This is a genomic window from Micromonospora sp. NPDC002575, from assembly GCF_042889525.1.
In the GTDB taxonomy this organism is placed as follows: Bacteria; Actinomycetota; Actinomycetes; order Mycobacteriales; family Micromonosporaceae; genus Micromonospora; species Micromonospora carbonacea.
The window spans coordinates 71,184-92,714 of the sequence record NZ_JBIARA010000023.1; the positions used below are offsets into that span (position 1 = coordinate 71,184).

At 74.5% G+C, this 21,531-nt stretch carries 22 protein-coding genes and 1 pseudogene; 17 read left to right on the top strand and 6 right to left on the bottom strand.

Translation table 11 applies throughout. The features are described from left to right. Nucleotides 1-9: 9 nt before the first annotated feature. The 9 genes and pseudogenes from pheT to argH all read left to right on the top strand — a co-directional run bounded on the left by pheT (nt 10) and on the right by argH (nt 11,229). A complete protein-coding gene (gene pheT / locus ACFYWL_RS26865) occupies nt 10-2,556 on the top strand; it encodes a phenylalanine--tRNA ligase subunit beta (RefSeq protein ID WP_386978054.1) in 2,547 nt (848 codons plus the stop codon). A 200-nt stretch (nt 2,557-2,756) separates the two neighbouring features. Then, on the top strand, nt 2,757-3,758 hold the full coding sequence (gene argC / locus ACFYWL_RS26870; protein WP_386978057.1) for an N-acetyl-gamma-glutamyl-phosphate reductase: 1,002 nt from the start codon (nt 2,757-2,759) through the stop codon (nt 3,756-3,758). 55 nt (nt 3,759-3,813) lie between these two features. Beyond that, nucleotides 3,814-4,986 carry a bifunctional glutamate N-acetyltransferase/amino-acid acetyltransferase ArgJ gene (gene argJ / locus ACFYWL_RS26875; RefSeq protein ID WP_386978060.1) on the top strand — a complete coding sequence of 391 codons (1,173 nt, stop codon included), beginning with the start codon at nt 3,814-3,816 and terminating at the stop codon, nt 4,984-4,986. Further along, complete coding sequence (gene argB / locus ACFYWL_RS26880) at nt 4,983-5,870, top strand: acetylglutamate kinase (protein WP_386978063.1); 888 nt, start codon at nt 4,983-4,985, stop codon at nt 5,868-5,870. The genes argJ and argB overlap by 4 nt, the downstream gene beginning before the upstream one ends. Then, nucleotides 5,867-7,151, top strand: a pseudogene (locus ACFYWL_RS26885) (acetylornithine transaminase); the annotation flags it as partial. The gene argB and the pseudogene ACFYWL_RS26885, both read left to right, overlap by 4 nt. Next, nucleotides 7,111-8,037, top strand: coding sequence for an ornithine carbamoyltransferase (gene argF, locus ACFYWL_RS26890; protein WP_386978066.1), 927 nt, complete (start codon nt 7,111-7,113; stop codon nt 8,035-8,037). The pseudogene ACFYWL_RS26885 and the gene argF, both read left to right, overlap by 41 nt. Then, nucleotides 8,034-8,549 carry an arginine repressor gene (locus ACFYWL_RS26895; RefSeq protein ID WP_386978133.1) on the top strand — a complete coding sequence of 172 codons (516 nt, stop codon included), beginning with the start codon at nt 8,034-8,036 and terminating at the stop codon, nt 8,547-8,549. The genes argF and ACFYWL_RS26895 overlap by 4 nt, the downstream gene beginning before the upstream one ends. Continuing rightward, nucleotides 8,546-9,751, top strand: coding sequence for an argininosuccinate synthase (locus tag ACFYWL_RS26900; protein WP_386978069.1), 1,206 nt, complete (start codon nt 8,546-8,548; stop codon nt 9,749-9,751). Before ACFYWL_RS26895 ends, ACFYWL_RS26900 begins: the two co-directional genes overlap by 4 nt. A 14-nt stretch (nt 9,752-9,765) precedes the next feature. After that, a complete protein-coding gene (gene argH, locus ACFYWL_RS26905) occupies nt 9,766-11,229 on the top strand; it encodes an argininosuccinate lyase (protein ID WP_386978136.1) in 1,464 nt (487 codons plus the stop codon). Between the two features lie 350 nt (nt 11,230-11,579). On the opposite strand, the gene ACFYWL_RS26910 is transcribed toward argH, so the two are convergent. The 4 genes from ACFYWL_RS26910 to ACFYWL_RS26925 all read right to left on the bottom strand — a co-directional run bounded on the left by ACFYWL_RS26910 (nt 11,580) and on the right by ACFYWL_RS26925 (nt 13,925). Further along, nucleotides 11,580-11,936, bottom strand: coding sequence for an MmcQ/YjbR family DNA-binding protein (locus ACFYWL_RS26910; protein WP_386978072.1), 357 nt, complete (start codon nt 11,934-11,936; stop codon nt 11,580-11,582). Further along, nucleotides 11,936-12,394, bottom strand: a complete 459-nt coding sequence (locus ACFYWL_RS26915) for a DNA-binding protein (protein WP_386978074.1) — start codon at nt 12,392-12,394, stop codon at nt 11,936-11,938. Before ACFYWL_RS26915 ends, ACFYWL_RS26910 begins: the two co-directional genes overlap by 1 nt. Further along, complete coding sequence (locus ACFYWL_RS26920) at nt 12,391-13,125, bottom strand: DNA-3-methyladenine glycosylase (RefSeq protein WP_386978078.1); 735 nt, start codon at nt 13,123-13,125, stop codon at nt 12,391-12,393. Before ACFYWL_RS26920 ends, ACFYWL_RS26915 begins: the two co-directional genes overlap by 4 nt. 143 nt (nt 13,126-13,268) lie before the next feature. Then, the gene (locus tag ACFYWL_RS26925) at nt 13,269-13,925 is read right to left on the bottom strand and encodes a TetR/AcrR family transcriptional regulator (RefSeq protein ID WP_386978080.1); all 657 of its coding nucleotides are present in this window, start codon (nt 13,923-13,925) and stop codon (nt 13,269-13,271) included. 58 nt (nt 13,926-13,983) lie between these two features. Between ACFYWL_RS26925 and ACFYWL_RS26930 the strand changes: the two genes are divergently transcribed. The 6 genes from ACFYWL_RS26930 to ACFYWL_RS26955 all read left to right on the top strand — a co-directional run bounded on the left by ACFYWL_RS26930 (nt 13,984) and on the right by ACFYWL_RS26955 (nt 18,714). Next, complete coding sequence (locus ACFYWL_RS26930) at nt 13,984-14,814, top strand: SDR family NAD(P)-dependent oxidoreductase (RefSeq protein WP_386978083.1); 831 nt, start codon at nt 13,984-13,986, stop codon at nt 14,812-14,814. 132 nt (nt 14,815-14,946) lie between these two features. Beyond that, a complete protein-coding gene (locus ACFYWL_RS26935; RefSeq protein WP_386978086.1) occupies nt 14,947-15,270 on the top strand; it encodes a nuclear transport factor 2 family protein in 324 nt (107 codons plus the stop codon). A gap of 147 nt (nt 15,271-15,417) precedes the next feature. Then, nucleotides 15,418-16,503 (top strand): WD40/YVTN/BNR-like repeat-containing protein, encoded by a 1,086-nt coding sequence (locus tag ACFYWL_RS26940; protein WP_386978089.1) that lies wholly within the window; start codon nt 15,418-15,420, stop codon nt 16,501-16,503. Continuing rightward, nucleotides 16,504-16,779 (top strand): ubiquitin-like small modifier protein 1, encoded by a 276-nt coding sequence (locus ACFYWL_RS26945; protein ID WP_386978092.1) that lies wholly within the window; start codon nt 16,504-16,506, stop codon nt 16,777-16,779. It abuts the gene before it with no gap. A gap of 163 nt (nt 16,780-16,942) precedes the next feature. After that, on the top strand, nt 16,943-18,094 hold the full coding sequence (locus ACFYWL_RS26950) for an LLM class flavin-dependent oxidoreductase (protein WP_386978095.1): 1,152 nt from the start codon (nt 16,943-16,945) through the stop codon (nt 18,092-18,094). Then, nucleotides 18,091-18,714, top strand: coding sequence for an FMN reductase (locus ACFYWL_RS26955; RefSeq protein ID WP_386978098.1), 624 nt, complete (start codon nt 18,091-18,093; stop codon nt 18,712-18,714). The genes ACFYWL_RS26950 and ACFYWL_RS26955 overlap by 4 nt, the downstream gene beginning before the upstream one ends. A 31-nt stretch (nt 18,715-18,745) precedes the next feature. Here ACFYWL_RS26955 and ACFYWL_RS26960 read toward each other — a convergent pair whose 3' ends face one another. Then, entirely contained in the window at nt 18,746-19,630 is an 885-nt protein-coding gene (locus ACFYWL_RS26960; RefSeq protein WP_386978101.1) for a universal stress protein, read from the bottom strand. 312 nt (nt 19,631-19,942) lie between these two features. On the opposite strand from ACFYWL_RS26960, the gene ACFYWL_RS26965 reads away from it, so the two are divergent. Then, nucleotides 19,943-20,419, top strand: coding sequence for a cyclic nucleotide-binding domain-containing protein (locus ACFYWL_RS26965; protein WP_043968061.1), 477 nt, complete (start codon nt 19,943-19,945; stop codon nt 20,417-20,419). Between the two features lie 138 nt (nt 20,420-20,557). On the opposite strand, the gene ACFYWL_RS26970 is transcribed toward ACFYWL_RS26965, so the two are convergent. Continuing rightward, nucleotides 20,558-20,878, bottom strand: a complete 321-nt coding sequence (locus ACFYWL_RS26970) for a hypothetical protein (RefSeq protein ID WP_386978104.1) — start codon at nt 20,876-20,878, stop codon at nt 20,558-20,560. Between the two features lie 138 nt (nt 20,879-21,016). On the opposite strand from ACFYWL_RS26970, the gene ACFYWL_RS26975 reads away from it, so the two are divergent. Next, a complete protein-coding gene (locus ACFYWL_RS26975; RefSeq protein ID WP_386978107.1) occupies nt 21,017-21,529 on the top strand; it encodes a GNAT family N-acetyltransferase in 513 nt (170 codons plus the stop codon). The last annotated feature ends 2 nt before the right edge of the window (nt 21,530-21,531 follow it).

Sequence of the window (21,531 nt, forward strand, 5' to 3'; positions counted from 1 at the left end):
CTGAGAGTCATGCGAGTTTCTGTCAGCTGGCTGCGGGAGTACCTCGACCTCCCCGCCGACCTGCCCGCCGCCGACCTGGAGCAGGCGCTGGTCGACCTCGGCATCGAGGTCGAGTCGATCGTGGACCTGCGGGCCACGGTCACCGGCGCGCTGGTCGTCGGCGAGGTCCTCGACATCGAGGAACTGACCGGCTTCAAGAAGCCGATCCGGTTCTGCCGGGTCGACGTGGGCGCGGCCAACGGCACCGGCGAGCCACAGGAGATCGTCTGCGGGGCGCGCAACTTCGCCCCCGGCGACCGGGTCGTGGTGATCCTCCCCGGCGGCGTGCTGCCCGGCGGCTTCGCCATCGGCGCGCGCAGGACGTACGGGCGCAACTCCAACGGCATGATCTGCTCCGCCAAGGAGCTGGGCCTGGGCGACGACCACTCGGGCATCATCGTGCTGCCCGAGGACACCCCCGCCAAGCCCGGCGACGACGCCCGCCCGGTCGTCGGCCTCGACGACGTGGTCGTCGAGGTGGAGATCACCCCCGACCGGGGGTACGCGCTCAGCGTCCGGGGCATCGCCCGGGAGCTGGCCCACGCCCTCGGCGTGCCGTTCCGCGACCCGGGGCTGGCCCCGGCCCCCGGCGCGACGGCCGAGCCGGCGTACCCGGTGGAGGTCCGCGACACCGTCGGCTGCGACCGGTTCGCCGCCCGGATGGTGCGCGGCATCGACCCGACCGCGCAGACCCCCGGCTGGATGCGGCAGCGGCTCACCGTCGCCGGGGTGCGCAGCATCTCGCTGCCGGTCGACATCACCAACTACGTGATGCTCGAACTGGGCCAGCCGATGCACGCCTTCGACGCCGCGCGGATCAGCGGCCCGCTCGTGGTGCGCCGCGCCGCGGCGGGGGAGAAGGTGACCACCCTGGACGGGGTGGCCCGCACCCTCACCGACGAGGACATGGTGATCTGCGACGACACCGGTCCGGTCTCGCTCGCCGCCGTGATGGGCGGCGAGACCAGCGAGGTCGTCGCGTCCACCACCGACGTGCTCTTCGAGGCCGCCCACTGGGACCCGGTGATGGTGGGCCGCACCGCCCGCCGGCACAAGCTGTTCAGCGAGGCGGCGAAGCGCTGGGAGCGGGGCGTCGACCCGGCCCTGCCGCTGGTCGCCATCGAACGGGCCGTCGGGCTGCTCACCGCCCACGCGGGCGGCACCGCCGGGGCCGAGATCCTCGACCTCGACCACGTCCGGCCGCGTAACCCGGTCACCCTGCCGGTGGACCTGCCGAGCCGGCGGGTCGGCGTCGCCTACTCCCCGGAGCGGGTGGTCTCGCTGCTGGAGCAGGTCGGCTGCCACGTCACCCGGGGCGTCGACCGGCTCGGCGAGGACCCGGGCACCGCCGGCGTGCCGGCCGGCGGCGCGGACGTGCTCACCGTCGTCCCGCCGAGCTGGCGGCCGGACCTCACCGACCCGGCCGACCTGGTCGAGGAGGTGGTCCGCCTCGACGGGTACGACCGGGTGCCGTCGGTGCTGCCCACCGCGCCCCCCGGGCGCGGCCTGACCTGGCAGCAGCGCCGCCGCCGGGCGGTGGCCCGCTCGCTGGCCGAACGCGGGTACGTGGAGGTGTTGGCCCACCCGTTCGTCGCCGGTTCGCTGGCCGACCTGCTCGGGTTGCCCGCCGACGACCCGCGCCGGGCGGCGGTGCGGGTGGCCAACCCGCTGTCGGAGGAGGAGCCGCTGCTGCGCACCACGCTGCTCGGCCCGCTGCTCGGCATCCTCAGGCGCAACCTCGGCCGGGGCCACCGCGACCTGGCCCTGTACGAGATCGGGGCGGTCTTCCACCCGCGCCCCGGCGTCGGCGCCCCGCCCGCCATGGGCGTGGACCGGCGGCCCACCGACGCCGAGTTCGCCGCCGCCGACGCGGTCGTGCCCGACCAGCCCCGGCACGTCGCCGTGGTGCTGACCGGGGACGTCGAGCCGGCCGGCTGGTGGGGCGCGGGCCGCCCGGCCGGCTGGGCGGACGCGATCGAGGCCGGCCGGGCGGTGCTGGCCGCCGCAGACCTGCCCGCCGACCGGGTCGAGGTGCGCGCCGCCGAGCACGCCCCGTGGCACCCCGGCCGCTGCGCCGAGCTGCTCGTCGACGGTGTCGTGGTCGGGCACGCCGGCGAGCTGCACCCGGCGGTGTTGGCCGCGCTGGAGCTGCCGAAGCGCACCAGCGCCATGGAGCTGGACCTCGACGCGCTGCCGGCCGCCCCGGTCGCCCCGGCTCCGACGATCTCCGGCTTCCCGCCGGCCCTGATCGACGTGGCCCTCGTGGTGGACGAGCGGGTGCCGGCGGCGCAGGTGCAGCAGGCCCTCGTCGAGGGCGCGGGCGAGCTGCTGGAGGGCGTGCGGCTGTTCGACGTCTACGCCTCCGAGCAGCTCGGGGCGGGGCGGCGGTCGCTGGCGTACAAGCTGACGTTCCGCGCCCCCGACCGCACGCTGACGGTCGAGGAGGCGGTGGCGGCCCGCGACGCGGCGGTGGCCCGCGCGGCCGAGCGCTTCGGCGCTACCCTCCGCGGCGCCTGAGGTGTAAGCAGGGGCCCCCTCTTAACGCTTTCTGTATAGGAAGGGGCCCCTGCTAACCGCATCGGGGCGGTGCGCGGGGCACGCGGCGGGACGCTGGCACGCCAGCAGCCGCTCCTCATGCTCATGCAGTGGGGTGTATGACCTTGCGATGCGGCGTAATGAACGGGTAACCTTCTCTGCATAGTCATGCGGAGGTTAGAATGGGTATCCGAGTTGCGGTCGCCGGGGCGAGCGGCTACGCCGGGGGCGAGCTGCTGCGCCTGATCGCCGGCCACCCCGAGTTCGACCTGGTCACCGCCACCGCGCACAGCCAGGCCGGCGCGCCGGTCACCGCCGTACACCCGCAGCTCGCCGGGCTGGACCTGGTGTTCGCGGCGACCGAACCGGCGGCCCTGGCCGACGCGGACCTGGTCTTCCTGGCCCTGCCGCACGGCGAGTCGGCGGCGCTGGCCGCCGCCCTGCCGGAGTCGGTCCGGGTCGTCGACCTGGGCGCGGACCACCGGCTGCGCGACGCCGCGGCCTGGTCACGGTACTACGGCGGCGAGCACGCGGGGGCCTGGGTCTACGGCCTGCCCGAGCTGCCCGGCCAGCGCGCGGAGATCGCCGCCGCGACCCGGGTGGCCAACACCGGCTGCTACGCCGTGGCCACCATCCTCGCGCTCGCCCCGCTGGTCGCCGCCGGCGCGGTCGCCCCCGCCGACGTGGTCGTGGTCGCCGCCTCCGGCACCTCGGGCGCGGGCCGGGCCGCCAAGGCGCACCTGCTCGGCAGCGAGGTGATGGGCGACCTGTCGCCGTACAAGGTCGGCGCGCACCAGCACGTGCCGGAGATCAAGCAGGCCACCGGCGCGACCAGCCTGTCCTTCACCCCCGTGCTCGCGCCGATGCCGCGCGGCATCCTCGCCACGGTCACCGCCGTGCCGGCCGGCGACGCCGACCCCCGGGCGGTCCTCGCGGCGGCGTACGCGGACTCGCCGTTCGTGCACGTGCTGCCCGAGGGGACGTGGCCGCACACCGCCGCCACCCTCGGCGTCAACTCCTGCCACCTCCAGGCGACCGTCGACGTCGACTCCGGCCGGGTGATCGTGGTCAGCGCCATCGACAACCTCGGCAAGGGCGCCGCCGGCCAGGCCGTGCAGTGCGCCAACCTGATGCTCGGGCTTCCGGAGACCACGGGCCTGTCCACCTACGGAGTCGCACCGTGAGCGCGAGCAGCGCAGCGCAGCGCAGTCCCGCAGCCGCGAACGAAAGGCAGGCCCAGTGACCGTCACCACGCCCCGGGGGTTCCGGGCGGCCGGCGTGGCCGCCGGCCTCAAGAGCGGCGGAGCCGCCGACGTGGCCCTCGTCGTCAACGACGGCCCCGACGCCGGGATAGCCGGGGTCTTCACCGCCAACCGGGTCAAGGCCGCCCCCGTGCTCTGGACCCGGCAGGTCGTCCGGGGCGGGGTGGCCCGGGCCGTGATCCTCAACTCCGGCGGCGCGAACGCCTGCACCGGCCCGGCCGGCTTCCAGGACACCCACGCCGCCGCCGAGCACACCGCCGCCGCGCTCACCTCGGCCAGCCCCCGGCTGCGGCTCGGCGCCGGCGACGTGGCGGTCTGCTCCACCGGCCTGATCGGCGAGCGGCTGCCGATGGACAAGCTGCTGCCCGGCGTACGCGCGGCGATCCGCGCCCTGTCCCGCGACGGCGGCGCGGCGGCGGCCGAGGCGATCATGACCACCGACACCCGCCCGAAGACCACCGTGGCGGCCGGCGGCGGGTGGACCGTCGGCGGGATGGCCAAGGGGGCCGGCATGCTGGCCCCGGCCATGGCGACCATGCTGTGCGTGCTCACCACGGACGCGGTGGCCGGGCCGGCGGCGCTCGACGCCGCGCTGCGCGCCGCCTGCCGGGTCACCTTCGACCGGGTCGACTCCGACGGCTGCATGTCCACCAACGACACGGTGCTGCTGCTGTCCAGCGGCGCGTCCGGCGTCGAGCCCACCGAGGCCGAGCTGACGGCGGCGGTCACCGCCGCCTGTCACGACCTGGCCCAGCAACTGGTCGCCGACGCGGAGGGCGCGACCAAGCAGATCGCCATCGAGGTCGTCGGCGCGGCCGACGAGGACGACGCGGTCGAGGTGGGCCGGTCGGTGGCCCGCAACAACCTGGTCAAGACGGCGCTGTTCGGCAACGACCCGAACTGGGGCCGCATCCTCGCCGCCGTCGGCACCACCGCCGCCGCGTTCGAGCCGGACGCCCTCGACGTCGCCGTCAACGGCGTCTGGGTGTGCCGCTCGGGCGCCGCCGCCGAGGACCGGTCCAAGGTGGACCTCGCCGGCCGCGACGTCGTCATCCGCATCGACCTGCACGCCGGGGACGCCCGGGCCACCGTGTGGACCAACGACCTGTCCCACGCGTACGTGCACGAGAACTCGGCGTACTCGACGTGAGCGCCGTCGACGACCTCGCCCGGGCCCAGGCCCGGGCCGAGACGCTGATCGAGGCGCTGCCCTGGCTGGCCCGCCTGTCCGGGGCCACCCTCGTGGTCAAGTACGGCGGCAACGCCATGATCGACCCCGAGTTGCAGCGGGCGTTCGCCGCCGACATGGTCTTCCTGCGCTACGTCGGCATCCGGCCGGTCGTGGTGCACGGCGGCGGCCCGCAGATCTCGGCCATGCTCGGCCGGCTCGGCATCGACAGCGAGTTCCGCGGCGGCCTGCGCGTCACCACCCCCGAGGCGATGGACGTGGTCCGGATGGTGCTGGTCGGCCAGGTCGGCCGGGAGCTGGTCGGGCTGATCAACGCGCACGGCCCGTTCGCCGTCGGCCTCTCCGGCGAGGACGCCAACCTGTTCACGGCCGTGCGCCGCCCGGCGTACGTGGACGGGCGGGCCGTCGACGTCGGCCAGGTCGGCGACGTCGAGTCGGTGAACCCGTCGGCGGTGACCGACCTGATCGCGGCCGGCCGCATCCCGGTGATCTCCACCGTCGCGCCGGACGCCGACGGGGTGCTGCACAACCTCAACGCCGACACGGCCGCCGCCGCCCTGGCGATCGCACTCGGGGCCCGCAAGCTGGTCGTCCTCACCGACGTGCCGGGCCTCTACGCCAACTGGCCGGACACCGACAGCCTGGTCAGCGAGATCACCGCCGACGAACTGGCGGAGCTGCTGCCGTCCCTGGAATCGGGGATGGTCCCCAAGATGGAGGCGTGCCTGCGGGCGGTACGCGGCGGGGTGCCCGCCGCGCACGTCGTCGACGGCCGGGTCGCCCACTCCACACTGCTTGAGGTCTTCACCTCGGAAGGATTCGGCACAATGGTGGTTCCGTCGTGAGCACGCTGGTGGAGCGCTGGCGGCAGTCGCTGATGGACAACTACGGCACGCCTCCGCTGGCGCTGGTCTCCGGCTCGGGCGCCGTCGTGGTCGACGACGCCGGCCGGGAGTACGTCGACCTGCTCGGCGGCATCGCCGTCAACGCCCTCGGCCACGCCCACCCGGCCGTGGTGGCCGCCGTGTCCCGGCAGGTCGCCACCCTCGGGCACGTGTCCAACCTGTTCGTCGCCGAGCCGCCGGTGGCCCTCGCCGAGCTGCTGCTGGCCCTCGCCGGCCGCCCCGGCCGGGTGTTCTTCGCCAACTCCGGCGCGGAGGCCAACGAGGCCGCCTTCAAGCTGTCCCGGCTCACCGGCCGCTCGCACGTGGTCGCCACGGTCGGCGGCTTCCACGGCCGCACCATGGGCGCGCTCGCGCTCACCGGGCAGCCCGCCAAGGCGGACCCGTTCCGCCCGCTGCCCGGCGACGTCACCCACGTCCCGTACGGCGACGCGGCTGCCCTCGCCGCCGCGGTGACCGACGCGACGGCCATGGTCATCCTGGAGCCGGTGCAGGGCGAGAACGGCGTGGTCGTCCCGCCCCCCGGCTATCTGGCCGAGGCCCGGCGGATCACCGCCCGGCACGGCGCGCTGCTGGTGCTCGACGAGGTGCAGACCGGCGTCGGCCGCACCGGGCACTGGTTCGCCCACCAGGCCGAGGGCGTCGAACCCGACATCGTCACCCTCGCCAAGGGCCTCGGCGGCGGCCTGCCGATCGGCGCCTGCCTGGCCTTCGGCCCCGCCGCCGACCTGCTGCGCCCCGGCTCGCACGGCGCCACCTTCGGCGGCAACCCGGTCAGCTGCGCCGCCGCCCTCGCGGTGGTGTCCACCATCGCCAGCGAGGGGCTGCTCGACCACGTCAAGCGGGTCGGCGAGCGGCTGCGCCGGGGCGTCGAGGCGCTCGGCCACCCCCTCGTCGCGCAGGTGCGCGGCGCGGGCCTGCTGCTGGGCATCGTGCTCACCGCCGACGCCGCCGGCCCGCTCGCGGCGGCCCTGCGCGACGCCGGGTTCCTGGTCAACCCGGTGCAGCCGGGCGTGGTCCGGCTCGCCCCGCCGCTCATTCTCACCGTCGAGCAGGCCGACGCGTTCCTGGCCGCCCTGCCCGCCGCCCTCGACGCCGCCGCACCGACTCCCGACACCCCCGCCCTCGCCGCCGCTGCGGCGGCCGACGAGGAAGCCCCCGCCGCCACCGAGGAGGCCCCCGCGTGACCCGCCACCTGCTGCGCGACGACGACCTCTCGCCCGCCGAACAGGCGGCCGTGCTCGACCTCGCCGCCCGGATGAAGGCCGAACGGTTCGCCCACCGGCCGCTGGCCGGGCCGAGGTCGGTGGCCGTGCTGTTCGACAAGCAGAGCCTGCGCACCCGGATCTCCTTCGACGCCGGCATCGCCGAGCTGGGCGGCCACCCCCTCGTGGTGGACACCCAGGTCACCCACTTCGGCCGGGGCGAGACCCTCGCCGACGCCGGCCGGGTGCTCTCCCGCTACGTGGCCGCGATCGTGCTGCGCACCCACGGCGACGACCGGATCGCCGAGGTCGCCGCCGGGGCGAGCGTCCCGGTGATCAACGCCCTCACCGACGGCTTCCACCCCTGCCAGCTCCTCGCCGACCTGCTCACCGTCCGCGAGCGGTGCGGCGGCACCCACGGCCGGACCCTGGCGTACGTGGGGGACGCGGCGAACAACATGGCCCAGTCGTACCTGCTGGCCGGGGCGACCGCCGGCATGCACGTGCGCGTCGCCGGCCCCGACGGGTTCGACCCCGACCCCGACGTGGTGGCCCGCGCGGAGAAGATCGCCGCCGGCACGGGCGGGTCGGTGCGCGTGCTGCGCGACCCCGTCGCCGCCGCCCGCGACGCCGACGTGCTGGCCACCGACACGTGGACCTCGATGGGGCAGGAGGACGACGGGCTGGACCGGATCACCCCGTTCCTGCCGTACCAGGTCAACGCGGAGCTGCTCGCGCACGCCGCGCCGGGCGCGATCGTGCTGCACTGCCTGCCGGCGCACCGGGGCGAGGAGATCACCGACGAGGTGCTCGACGGCCCGGCCAGCGCCGTGTTCGACCAGGCGGAGAACCGGCTGCACGCGCAGAAGGCCGTGCTGACGTACCTGCTGGAGCAGTCGGCGTGACCGGCCCGCTGACCCGCGCCGCCCGGCACGCCCGCATCGTCGAGCTGATCCGCGACAGGGCGGTCCGCTCGCAGACCGAGCTGGCCGATCTGCTCGCCGGCGACGGCGTCGCCGTCACCCAGGCCACCCTGTCGCGGGACCTCAAGGAACTCGGCGCGGTCACCGCCCGCGGCGGCGACGGCCGCCCCGTGTACGTCATCCCGGAGGACGGCCACCGGCCCCTGCGCGACGCCGAGGCCGCCCCGGCGCGGCTGATCCGGCTGCTGCGGGAGCTGCTCAACGAGGTCGACTCCAGCGGCAACATCGCCGTGCTGCGCACCCCGCCGGGCGCAGCCCACTACCTGGCCAGCGCGTTGGACCGGGCGGGCCTGCCCGAGGTCGTCGGCACCATCGCCGGCGACGACACCATCCTCGTGGTGGCCCGCGAGGCCGTCGGCGGGGCCGCGCTGGGCGAGAAGCTCACCGCGTGGTCCCGCCGCGAGGAGAGCGCGGAAGGGAACGCCACACCATGACCGAGCGGATCGTCCTCGCGTACTCCGGGGGGTTGGACACCTCCGTCGCGATTCCCTACCTGGCCGAGCAGACCGGCGCCGAGGTCGTCGCCGTCGCGGTGGACGTCGGGCAGGGCGGCGAGAACCTCGACACGATCCGGCAGCGCGCCCTGGACTGCGGGGCCGTCGAGTCGGAGGTGGTCGACGCGCGCGACGAGTTCGCCGCCGACTACTGCCTGCCGGCGATGCGCGCCAACGCCCTCTACATGGACCGCTACCCGCTGGTCTCCGCGCTGTCCCGGCCGCTGATCGTCAGGCACCTTGTCGCCGCCGCCCGCCGGCACGGCGGCACGATCGTGTCGCACGGCTGCACCGGCAAGGGCAACGACCAGGTCCGCTTCGAGGTCGGCCTCGGCGCGCTCGCCCCCGACCTGAAGATCATCGCCCCGGCCCGGGACTTCGCGTGGACCCGGGACAAGGCGATCGCCTTCGCCGAGGAGAAGGGCCTGCCGATCGACGTGTCGGCGAAGTCGCCGTACTCCGTCGACCAGAACCTGTGGGGCCGGGCCGTCGAGACCGGGTTCCTGGAGGACATCTGGACCGCCCCGGTCGAGGACCTGTACGCGTACACGGCCGACCCGGCGCTGGAGCGCGACCCCGACGAGGTCGTGATCACCTTCGACGCGGGCGTGCCGGTGGCGATCGACGGCGAGACCGTCACCCCGTACCAGGCGATCCTGGAGCTCAACCGGCGGGCCGGCGCGCAGGGCGTCGGCCGGCTCGACATGGTCGAGGACCGGCTCGTCGGCATCAAGAGCCGCGAGGTGTACGAGGCCCCGGGCGCGATCGCGCTGATCACCGCCCACCAGGAGCTGGAGGCGGTCACCGTCGAACGCGACCTCGCCCGGTTCAAGCGGGGCGTCGACCAGCGCTGGGGGGAGCTGGTCTACGACGGCCTGTGGTTCTCCCCGCTGAAGCGGGCCCTGGACGCGTTCATCGACGATGCCCAGCGGCAGGTCAGCGGTGAGGTGCGGCTGGTGCTGCACGGCGGCCGGGCCACCGTCACCGGCCGGCGCTCCGAGGCCGGCCTGTACGACTTCGGCATGGCCACCTACGACACCGGCGACACCTTCGACCAGTCCCTGGCGAGGGGATTCGTGCAGCTGTGGGGCCTGCCGAGCAGGCTGGCCGCCGCGCGGGACGCCCGGTGGGGAGGCTGCTGACCGTGGCAACGACAATGGGCGGCGTGGACGACAAGAGCCTCACCGAGAACAGCGCCGCGACCAACCGTACGAGCCTGTGGGGTGGCCGCTTCGCCGGCGGCCCCTCCGAGGCGCTGGCCCGGCTGTCGGTCAGCGTGCAGTTCGACTGGCGCCTCGCCCCGTACGACATCGCCGGGTCCCGCGCGCACGCCCGGGTCCTCGCGGGCGCGGGCCTGCTCGACCCCGAGGAACTGGGCAGGATGCTGGCGGCCCTGGACGACCTGGAGGCGGCCTGCGCCTCCGGCGCGTTCCGGCCCACCGTCGACGACGAGGACGTGCACACCGCCCTGGAGCGGGGGCTGCTGGAACGCCTCGGCAGCCTCGGCGGCAAGCTGCGCGCCGGCCGGTCCCGCAACGACCAGGTCGCCACCGACCTGCGCCTCTACCTGCGCGACCACGCCCGGGGCGTGGCCGGTCGCCTCGTCGAGCTGGCCGAGGCCCTGGTCGAGCAGGCCGCCCGGCACGTCGACACGGCCGCGCCGGGGATGACCCACCTCCAGCACGCCCAGCCGGTCACCTTCGGGCACTGGCTGCTGGCCCACGTGCAGCCGCTGCTGCGCGACCTGGAACGGCTGCGCGACTGGGACCACCGCACGGCGGTCAGCCCGCTCGGCGCGGGCGCGCTCGCCGGCTCCGGGCTGCCGCTGGACCCGGTGGCCGTCTCGAAGGAGCTGGGCTTCCGCACGTCGTTCGCCAACTCGATGGACGCCGTCGCCGACCGGGACTTCGTCGCCGAGTTCCTCTTCGTCACCGCGCTGATCGGGGTGCACCTGTCCCGCCTCGGCGAGGAGGTGGTGCTCTGGACGTCGCAGGAGTTCGGCTGGGTCGAGCTGGACGACGCGTTCGCCACCGGCTCGTCGATCATGCCGCAGAAGAAGAACGCCGACATCGCCGAGCTGGCCCGGGGCAAGTCCGGCCGGCTCGTCGGCGGGCTGATGGCCGTGCTCACCATGCTCAAGGGCCTGCCCATGACGTACGACCGGGACATGCAGGAGGACAAGGAGCCGGCCTTCGACGCGGTCGACACCCTGGAACTGCTGCTGCCGGCCCTCGCGGGGATGATCTCCACGATGACGGTACGCGTCGACCGCCTCGCCGCCGCCGCCCCCGTCGGCTTCTCCCTGGCCACGGAGGTCGCCGACTGGCTGGTCCGGCGCAACGTGCCGTTCCGCGACGCGCACGAGATCACCGGCAAGCTGGTGGCGCTCTGCGCCGTCCGGGACTGCGCCCTCGACGAGGTCTCCGACGCCGACCTGGCGGCGGTCAGCGAGCACCTCGACCCGTCGGTGCGCGACGTGCTGTCGGTGCGGTCGGCCCTGGCCGCCCGGACCACCCCCGGCTCCACCGGCCCGGGGCCGGTCGCCGACCAGCTCGCCACCGCCGCCGACAGGCTGGCGGGCTGGCGGGAGTGGGCCGCCGAGACCGTCGTGCCCCGCTGACCTCCCCGCCTACGACCCTGCTACGACGAAGGCTCCCCGGCGCGCTGCCGGGGAGCCCGCTCGATCAGGGAAAGAGTGGGATCAACGTGGCGGCGATACCACTGTTTCCGGGACTGAGCACGATCTTGCGCGCCAGCCTCAGGCAGCTCGCCCGGCAGGCGTCCGCAGTGGTGGTCCGGGTGGCGGTGGAGGTGAGGTGGAGGCGCGCGCCCAGCTTGCCCAGCTTCGCCCCGGGCGCGGCCCCGACCTGCGCGAACGCTTCCTCAACCGGGCCCGGGGCGGTGCCGCCCCCGCCCCCGATGGCGACCCGGATCGCTGACCCCGCCCCGACGGCCGGGGTCAGGCCGGGATCAGGCCGGCGTCGTCGGGCGCTCGCGGCGCGGCAGCTTCGCCACCACCGCCTCGTACGAGGTGTCCACCGCCTCGCGCAGCTCGTCGTCGTCGATCGCCCCGGCCAGCCGCAGGCTGTTCCAGCCGAACCGGCCGACGTGCGAGGACGCGACCGCGTCGCCGGGGAACCGGTGCAGCCACTCGTCGGCCAGCTCCCGGGTCGGGGCGCACTTGAGGCCCACCCGGTCGTCGGAGTCCGGGCCGAGGAAGGCGAAGATCCTGCTGCCGACCTTCACCACGACCTCGGCGTCCCACGGCTGGTCGAGCCACGCGCCGGGCTTGCCCAGGCAGTACGCCATCAGTTCCGCGCGGTCCATCACGCCTCCCCGTCGCTGTGGTCGCCGGTGTCCGGGGTGCCGCCGACCCGGCCGGTGAGCCGTTCGTAGCGCTGCCGGGCGGCCTGCGCCGAGCCGAGCCCCAGCCCGTGGGCGATTCCCTGCCAGGTCAGCCCCCGGTCGCGGGCGAGCCGCAGCAGGCCGGCCTCCAGCGCGTCCACCTCGGCGCGCAGGTGCGGCACGAGGGTGAGCGCGGCGACCAGGTCGGCCTGGTCGACCGGCTCCTCGCCGTCGGCCAGCTCCGCGCCACCGGCGGCGAGCGCGGTCACCAGGGCCACCGCCTCGTACGGGTCCAGCACGTGCGGGTGGGCGTAGCGGCGGCGGCGCGCCTCGTCGCCCGCGTGCCGCTCGGCGATCCGGGCCAGCGCGGCGTGGGTGCGGTGCGCCCGTGCGCGCCCCGGATCGGGCGCGGCGAACGACTTCTGCTGCTCCAGACTCATGCCCCGATGCCATCACTTGAACGATACGTTGTCAACGTGTCGTTCAAGGGTGATCGACTCCAGGTCGGCGACATGGGGTGGTCCCGGCTCGGGGAAGCCCCCATGTCGCCGACATGGCGACGCCCCGCCCGGCTACGGGGCACGTGCCGACGGTAGGCGCTGACGGTCGGGTCGCCGGCGACCCAGAATCGCCACGCCAGATCGTGTGCAGCGGTTACGCCGACTCGAGGGCCGGCCAGGACGCGTTCGTCCGGGACCGGCTCAGTCGGAGGATGCAGGGTCAGCGGGCCGGTGCCATCAACGACCGACGTCCCGTAGGCCGTCATCTGCAAGCCAAGCGCCTCAACGAAGCGGGCCGGCCCTGAGGCGAGGTCGACGTCGCGTTTGGCCGCAGGCCGCCGGGAGCGGGCCAGGTCGACACCAAGCACGACATGCCCAGCCCGCAAGAGAACCGCCGCAGGCTCGCCCACCGGTCCGCAGGTCACGTTCGCACAGGTATGCAGCCCGTAGATGCGGTAGAGATAGAGGTGACCCGCTGCGCCGAACATGGCCGCGTTACGCGCGGTGCGGCCGCGGTGGGCGTGGCTGGCGGGGTCTTGCCCCAAACCCAGATACGCCTCGGTCTCGGTTATCCGGATGGTGACGCCGTTGGCGACAGCCAGCCAGCCGAGGAGGGCGCGTGCCGTTTCGGCGACAGCAGCCGCGGGCGCGCCGAGCCAGGCGTAGGTCATGCTTCCAGGAAAGCAGACGGTGGGGTCACCTGCTTTGTGGGCATCGAGCCCCAGCTGGCCACGTGGCGCAGTGGCACATCCGGGTGGGGCCGCGCGTCCGGGGTGACGAGGGCGTGCGGCCCCTCGGAGAAGCATCGCGTGCTTCAGCGGGCCAGGCGGTCCAGCAGCTCGCCGAGCAGTCCGCGTTCGCCGGGGGTGAGGTCGCCCGGGTCGTTGTCGGTCAGCGCACGCAACGTCAGGGCCGCGCTTGCGCGGGTCGTGGGGGTGTCGGCGGAAGGTGTGTGCAGGACGCCGGCCAGCGCGGCCTCGCGGACGCGTCCGGACAGCCCGAAGTCCGGCTCCGGCTGGCTGATCAAGGTGAGCGTGACGCCAACGTTGGCCGCGAGCACCTGCTCGGCGGCGTCGTCCGCCGGCACCTTGAGCATGCCCTGGGCGGCGGCGGCGGTGAATCGCTCCCGCAACGCGGCGTGTGCGGGAGCGGTGATGGCGCAGGGCTTTCCCGGCTCGACACGGCCGTAGAGCAGACCGTAGAACGACGGGTGCTCCAGCCCGAACCGCACGTGCCTGTCCCAGCCCTCGCGCAGGTCGTCCAGCGGGTTGCCGGAGCTCTCGACCGCCGTGTACTGGGTGAATCCGTGGTTCGCCACGGCGTCGATCAGGCCCTGCTTGCTGCCGAAGTGGTGGTACAGCGTCGGGGCCTGCACCCCGGCGCGGTCGCACACCGCCCTCGTGGACACCGTGCCGCCGGCTTGCAGCAGTTCTGCCGCGGCCAGCAGGAGTCGATCTCGTGCGTTCTGCATACTTGCTATAGTAGCTTACATAGCGCTACATTGTTTGCTATAGCGAGAGGGGAAGTCCATGAGGACCTGGTTCATCACGGGCGGGACGCCCGGCGGGTTCGGCCTGGCCTACGCCGAGGCTGCACTGGAACGGGGCGATCAGGTCGTGGTGACCGCGCGCCGGCCATCTGAACTGCGGGAATGGGCTGCAACGTACGGCGACCGGGTGCAGGTCCTTCCGCTCGACGTCACCGATGCCGAGCAGGTGCGAGCGGCGGTCGACGCGGCCGAGGAGCGGTTCGGCGGGATCGACGTGCTCGTCAACAACGCGGGCCGGGGCTGGTTCGGCTCGGTCGAGGGGTCCCCGGACGAGACGGTCCGCCGCGCGTTCGACCTCAACCTGTTCGGCGTGGTCGACGTGATCCGCGCGGTGCTGCCCGGTATGCGGGCGCGCGGCGACGGCTGGATCGTGAACATGTCGTCGGTGGCGGGCCTCGTCGGCGCACAAGGCTTCGGCTACTACTCGGCGGCAAAGTTCGCGCTCGAAGGACTGTCGGAGACACTGCGCCAGGAGGTGGAGCCGTTCGGGGTGCGCGTGCTCGTCGTGGAGCCGGGAGCGTTCCGCACCAGGGCCTACGCCGGCTTCCAGAACGAGCCCGTCAACGAGACCGTCGACGCCTACGTGCCGATGGTCGAGGGCGTCAAGGCGGCGTTCGTGGACCAAGACGGCAAGCAGGCGGGCGACCCCGAACGCGGGGTGCAGGCCGTGATCACCGCGATGAACGCACCCGTTCCGCCACACCGGATCGTGCTCGGCAACTCCGGCTACGACGTCGTTGTCGCGATGCACGAGAACGCCCTCGCCGAGTTGCGCGCGAACGAGAAGCTCTCCCGCAGCGCGGACTTCTGAGCCCGTTTCCCGAAGTCGGCGTCTGCCACTCGCGGGGGTCGCCGCCCGCATCGTCACCGTGCTGCTGAGGCGCGGCAGAAATCCGCCAGGACGTGACCGCATCCTGACGGCTGAAAGAACCGGAGAACAGGAATGAACGACATCATCCTGCCCAAGGCCGTCGAGAACTTCATCGCGGCCAACAACGCGCACGACGCGACCGCGCTGGCCGCGGTCTTCGGCGACGGTGCCACCGTGCGCGATGACGGGAGAACCTGGGCCGGCGAGGCCGAGATCCGCGCGTGGATCCAGTCGCACCTGATCGACCCCAAGGTCGTGATCACGCCGACCTCGTTCACAGGTCACCGATTGGTGGCCTCCGGGGATGGTGACTTCCCCGGCGGGCCGCTGTCCTTCGCGTTCGTCTTCGGCATCGAGGATGACCACGTCATTGATCTCGCGATCGACCCCGTCTGATGGAACACCGGCCGGGGCCGCCCTCAAGGTGTCTGGTGCCGCTGACCTGCGGCTGGGCCCCGGCGCTGCCGGTGCGTCGGCCGGTTTCTGTCGGACCCGGTGGCGATAATCACGCCATCCGGCTCCCGGCTCCGCGAAGGACGCGCCATGACGACCCTGCTCGCGATCGGCACCGGCAAGGGCCTCTTCCTCGCCACCAGCACCGACGGCCGCCGCACCTGGCAGCTCAGCGGCCCCTACCACCCCATGACCGGGGTATACGCGGTGGCGGTGGACGCGCGGCGTGACGTGCCCCGCCTGCTCGCCGGGGTGACCAGCTCCCACTTCGGGCCCAGCGTGGCCACCAGCGACGACCTGGGCGCGTCCTGGCAGGAGCCGGAGCAGGCCCCGGTCGCGTTCCCGGTCGACACCGGGGCGATCCTGGGTCGGGTCTGGCAGCTCGCGCCCGCCGGGCCGGCGGAGCCGGACGTGCTCTGGGCCGGCACCGAGCCGTCGGCGCTGTTCCGCTCCACCGACGCGGGGCGCACCTTCGCGCTGGTCCGCGCGCTGTGGGAGCACCCGCACCGGGAGCAGTGGGGCGCGGGCTTCGGCGGCCAGGCGGTGCACACCGTCCTGCCGCACCCGCACGACCCGGCACGGATCACGGTGGCCATGTCGACCGGCGGGGTCTACCACTCCGCCGACGCGGGCGCGAGCTGGGCGCCGGGCAACACGGGCATCCGGGCCTATTTCCTGCCCGACGAGTGGCCCGAGTTCGGCCAGTGCGTGCACAAGGTCGCCCGGGACGCCGGCGACCCGGAGCGGCTCTACGCGCAGAACCACCACGGCGTCTACCGTTCCGACGACGGGGGCCACACCTGGGTGTCGATCGCCGCCGGCCTGCCCAGCGACTTCGGCTTCCCGATGGTGGCCCACCCCCGCCGCCCCGGGGTGATCTGGTCGTTCCCCCTCGCCGCCGACTCCCGGCGCTTCCCGGTCGACGAGCGGTGCCGGGTCTACCGCTCGGCCGACGCGGGCGGGACGTGGGAGGCGCTCTCGGCGGGCCTGCCCGCCGGGCCGTTCTATCCGGCGGTGCTGCGCGACGCGATGTGCGCCGACGACGCCGACCCGACCGGCGTCTACTTCGGCACCCGCTCCGGCGAGGTCTACGCCAGCCGCGACGAGGGCGACTCCTGGTCGCTGGTCGCCGCCCACCTGCCCGACGTGCTCTGCGTCCGCGCGGCGGAGGTCTGAGTGGTCACCGTCCTGGTGCCGGGGCCGCTGCGCGGCGAGGTCGGGGGCGCGACGCGGCTCACCGTCGCGGCGGCCGGCACGCTGCGCGACGTCCTCGACGAGCTGGCGGTGCGGTGGCCCCGACTGGCCCGGCGGCTGCGCGACGAGCGCGGCGAGGTGCGCCGGCACGTCAACGTCTACGTCGACGGCGAGGACTGCCGCCACCTGGGCGGGCTGGACGCGCCCGTCCCGCCGGGTGCCGAGGTGCAGGTGCTCCCGTCGGTGGCCGGCGGCTGACCCGCGTCCCCATCCGCGCCCGCCCCGCCCACCTGCCCCGGCCCGCCGCCGCGTCCGGTCAGCGGGACCGGGACCCCCCGAGCGGCGGAATAGTTGACTCGTCAAATATGTTGTGCGCTGCGTCCGGGGCCGGAACGGTCCGGCAGCCACACGAGGAGTCGTCATGCAGTTCGGGGTCTTCACCGTCGGAGACGTGACCGTCGACCCGACCACCGGGCGGGAGCCGTCGGAGCACGAGCGGATCAAGGCGATGGTGACCATCGCGCGCAAGGTCGAGGAGGTCGGCCTCGACGTCTTCGCCACCGGCGAGCACCACAACCCGCCGTTCGTGCCGTCGTCGCCCACCACCATGCTGGGCTGGATCGCGGCCCGCACCGAGCGGCTGCTGCTCTCCACCGCCACCACCCTGATCACCACCAACGACCCGGTGAAGATCGCCGAGGACTACGCGATGCTCCAGCACCTCGCCGACGGCCGGGTCGACCTCATGCTCGGCCGGGGCAACACGGGTCCGGTCTACCCGTGGTTCGGCAAGGACATCCGGGCCGGCATCCCGCTGACCATCGAGAACTACGACCTGCTGCGCCGGCTCTGGCGCGAGGACGTGGTCGACTGGTCGGGCAAGCACCGCACCCCGTTGCAGTCGTTCACCTCGACGCCGCGCCCCCTCGACGGGGTGCCGCCGTTCGTCTGGCACGGCTCGATCCGCAGCCCCGAGATCGCCGAGCAGGCCGCCTACTACGGCGACGGCTTCTTCGCCAACCACATCTTCTGGCCCAAGGAGCACACCCAGCGGATGGTCGGCCTCTACCGGGAGCGCTTCGCCCACTACGGGCACGGCTCGCCGGACCAGGCGATCGTCGGCCTCGGCGGCCAGGTCTTCATGCGGCGCAACTCGCAGGACGCGGTGCGGGAGTTCCGCCCGTACTTCGACAACGCCCCCGTCTACGGCCACGGGCCGGCGCTGGAGGACTTCATGGCGCAGACCCCGCTGACCGTCGGCAGCCCGCAGCAGGTGATCGACCGCACGCTCGGCTTCCGCGACTACGTCGGCGACTACCAGCGGCAGCTCTTCCTGATCGACCACGCGGGCCTGCCGCTGAAGACCGTGCTGGAGCAGCTCGACCTCCTCGGCGAGGAGGTGGTCCCCGTGCTGCGCCGGGAGTTCGCCGCCCTGCGGCCCGCGCACGTGCCCGAGGCCCCGACGCACGCGTCGCTGAAGGCCGCCCGGGACGCCGCCGCAGCCGAGGCCGCCGTCGACCCGGCTGCCGGCCCCGCCGACGCCGTCGGCACCGGCGCGGAGGTGGGGCGATGAGCCGCCGTACCCTCGCCGTGGTCTCCGCCGGGCTCTCCCAGCCCTCGTCGACCCGGCTGCTCGCCGACCAGCTCGCCGCGGCCACCCGCGACGAGCTGGCCCGGCGGGGCGTCGAGGTCGAGCTGCGCCCGATCGACCTGCGCGACCACGCCCACGACGTGGTCAACCACCTGCTCACCGGCTTCCCGCCGCCCGCCCTGCGCGACGCGCTGGACACGCTCGCCGCGGCCGACGGCGTCGTGGCGGTCACGCCGATCTTCAACGCGTCCTACAGCGGCCTGTTCAAGTCGTTCTTCGACGTGCTCGACGCCACGACGCTGGCGGACCGGCCCGTGCTGATCGCCGCCACCGGCGGCACCGCCCGGCACTCCCTCGCCCTGGAACACGCCGTCCGGCCGATGTTCGCGTACCTCAGGGCGGTGGTCGTGCCCACGGCGGTCTTCGCCGCCACGGAGGACTGGTCGCAGGCGTCGGCCGAGGGCGCCCTGCGCTCCCGGATCGTGCGCGCGGCCGGCGAACTGGCCGACCAGGTGGCGCGCCGGCCCCCCGCCGCGCCGCCCGACCCGTTCGCGCTCACCGCCGGCTTCGACGAACTGCTCGCCGGCCGCGACCCCTCCTGACCGCCCGGGGCCGGCGGGGCGGCCGTCCAGGTCACGCCGCGTCGGCCGGCTGCGGGTGGGCGACCAGCACCGGACAGTGCGCATGCTGTACGAGCGCCTGGCTGACCGAGCCGAGCACGAGGCCGACGAAGCCGCCGCGCCCGCGCGAGCCGGCCACCATCAGGGCCGCGTCGCCGCTCAACTCGATCAGGGCCCGCTCGGGCTTGGCGGCCCGCATCGGCCGCCGCTCGACGGCCAGGCCGGGGTGGGCGGCCGTCACCTCGGCGGCGGTGGCGTCCAGCAGGTCCGCCGACTCCGCCCGCGCCGCCGCCCCGGACTCCGCCACCTCGTCCGGCACCGCGCGGGCGTCGTCGGTTGTCGCCACGTGCACCAGCACCAGGCCGGTGCCCCGGCGGGCCGCCTCGTCGGCCGCGAGCCCGGCGGCGAGCCGCCCCGGCTCCGACCCGTCCACCCCGGCGACCACCGGGCCACCGGCCGGGATCGGCTGCTCCTCGGGCCGCACCACGAGCACCGGGCAGTGCCCGTGCCCGGCCACCTGCGCGCCGACGGAGCCGAGCAGCAGGCCGGCGAAGCCGCCCAACCCCCGGCTGCCGACCACGACCAGCTCCGCCCGGCGGGACTCCGCCACCAGGGTCGCGGCGGGACCGCCGGCCACCTGCCGCACCTCGACGGCGACGCCGGGCCAGCGTCCGCGCAGGTCCTCCGCCGTCCGGTCCAGCATCCGCCGGGCCTCCTCGGTCGGCGCGGGCAACCCCATGTCGTACGGGTTGAGCGGCACGCCGTAGCCGAGCGGGTGCAGGTAACCGTGCACCAGCAGCAGCGGCCGGGACCGCCAGGCGGCCTGCTGCGCCGCGTGCTCGGCGGCGACCAGGCTCGACGGGGATCCGTCCACCCCTGCCACGACAGGTAGGTTCATCAGCTCTCCCGGTGCTCGCTCACAGGTCATTGTCGGCGTGGGCCCCCGCCCAGCACCGGCATTTGCCCGGACACGCCGCGCCGCCTCCACGTCGCGCCGCCTCCACGGTCGCGCCGCCGTCCGGCCTGGCGGCAGAGGCGTTCCTCCCGCGTGGCCCGGGACCAACGGCCCTGACGCCGCAGGCCGCGGAGGAGTCGGATGGGAGGCAGGACATCGACAAGGAGGTCGAAGATGTCCACCGTCACGAGGTTCAGGGGCGGCGACACGCTCGCGCCCGCGCGCCGGGCCCCTTCCACGACGAGGAAAGCCGCCATGACCCCGCTGGACATGCTCCGCGAACACCCGTTCCTGACCGGCGTGCCCGAGGAGTGGCTGCCCCGGCTCACCGGGTACGCCCGCCCCGTCGTGTGGCACCCCGGGCACAGGCTGTTCCGGGCCGGTCAGCCCGCCGAGCGGTTCTGGCTGGTCCGGGGCGGCGAGGTGGCCCTGGACTTCCCCGTCCCCGGGCGCGGCGACGTGGGCATCGACACGATCGGCCCGGGCGGGGTGCTCGGCTGGTCCTGGCTGTTCCCGCCGTACCGGTGGCAGTTCGGCGCGGTCGCCGTGCGCCGCACCCCCGCGGTGGAGTTCACCGCCGCCGGGGTGCGCCGGATGATGGAGTACGACGACGCGTTCGGCCGGCAGCTCACCACCCGGTTCATGAGCGTGGTGGTGGACCGGCTCCAGTCGGCCCGCATCCGCCTGCTCGACCTGTACGGCTACCCGATGGCCCTGCCCCCGACGGGCTGACCCGGGACATCGGGCGGGGGTTCTGGCCCGGCTCGCCCCGGAAGGGGGTGATCAAGAGAAAAGCGTCCGGATTGACCTCGGCGATGACGCAAACCTCTTGATCACCGTGTGCCGTGCCGCCGGGGCGGGGCTCCGCTGTTACCCGTCTTCGGTGGGGTGCCGGGTGGCGTCGCCGTCGACGCGGCGGTGCACGATCAACTCGTCGACCTCCAGCCGACCGATGCGCAGCTCTCGGATGATCGCCCGGCGGACCACCAGCCGACCGATCGCGGCGACGGCCAGGGCTGTCGCCCCCACGGCCATCGCCCCCACGGCCATCGCCCCCACGGCGGCTGCGCCCGCCGCCCGCGCCCCGGTCGCCTGGGCCCCGGTCGCCTGGGCGCCGGTGGCCGCCGCGCCCGTCGCCCGCGCCGGGGTCAACCGGCCCAGGAGCCGATGAGACGTCCGTGATCTCCTCATGGCACCCGATCCTGTCATCATCACGCCACCCGGCGGAATGATGTCGCGGGACCACCGGGCGCCCAGTTGGCGGTCAGGCATTCCGGTCGGTGGAGCGGCGGGTCACGGGCTGTCCCACCCCGCCGGTACCCTGCCTGCGTGACCGCCGAGGATCTGCGCCCGAGCGCCGCGCCTGCCGAGGCCCTGCGCCTGCGCCCCGTGCGCGACGACGACCTGCCGCACTTCTTCGCCTTCGAGCAGGACGCGCAGGCCAACTGGGTGGCCGCGTTCGGCCCCGTCGACCCGGCGGACCGGGCGGCGTTCGACGCGCACTGGCGGCGCATCCGCGCCGACCCGGCGATCGTCACCCGCACCGTCACCGTCGACGACGCCGTCGTCGGCCACGTGGCCGCCTTCCCCGTCGACGACCAGACCGAGGTCAGCTACTGGATCGACCGGGCCCGCTGGGGTCGCGGCCACGCCACCGGCGCCCTCGCCGCCCTGCTGGCCGAGCTGCCGCGCCGCCCGGTGCGCGCCCGCGCCGCCAAGGACAACGCCGCCTCCCTCGCGGTGCTGCGCAAGTGCGGCTTCGTCGTCGTCGGCGAGGACAGCGGGTACGCCAACGGCCGCCGCGCCGTCGTCGAGGAGTGGGTCCTCGAACTGGCCGCCTGAGC